Below are 250 nucleotides of genomic sequence, written 5' to 3'. Positions count from 1 at the left end.
TCATTAAGCTCTGCCCTAAAGCTACTGAGCGGTTTTGATATTGAGGGTCAGCGGAGCCCGCCACTTGAGGAGCTAAAAAACTAGTAATCGTGACCATAGCAACGCCCAGTACGATAATCACCACAATACTTTCAATAAGAGTGAAGCCACGGGAGCGCATCATAAACATGCTCCCTCACGCACGTAACCTTGAGAATTAATACAAACTTGGGCGCTATTATTTGAAGAAGTAGAGTTAATAGTAATATTC

At 43.2% G+C, this 250-nt stretch carries 1 protein-coding gene and 1 pseudogene; both read right to left on the bottom strand.

What is annotated here, in order from left to right; genetic code table 11:
- The coding region (locus tag AB4486_RS27325) for a type II secretion system protein (RefSeq protein WP_372119923.1) at window positions 1–163 on the bottom strand (163 nt) is incomplete at its 3' end.
- Window positions 160–250 (bottom strand): annotated as a pseudogene (locus AB4486_RS27320) (MSHA biogenesis protein MshC); the annotation flags it as partial. The pseudogene AB4486_RS27320 and the gene AB4486_RS27325, both read right to left, overlap by 4 nt.

This window comes from Vibrio sp. 10N.222.55.C6 (genome assembly GCF_041473395.1).
GTDB lineage: Bacteria > Pseudomonadota > Gammaproteobacteria > Enterobacterales > Vibrionaceae > Vibrio > Vibrio crassostreae_C.
Note: the sequence above shows the minus strand (reverse complement) of the source record. Positions and strands in the feature narration are given on the sequence as shown.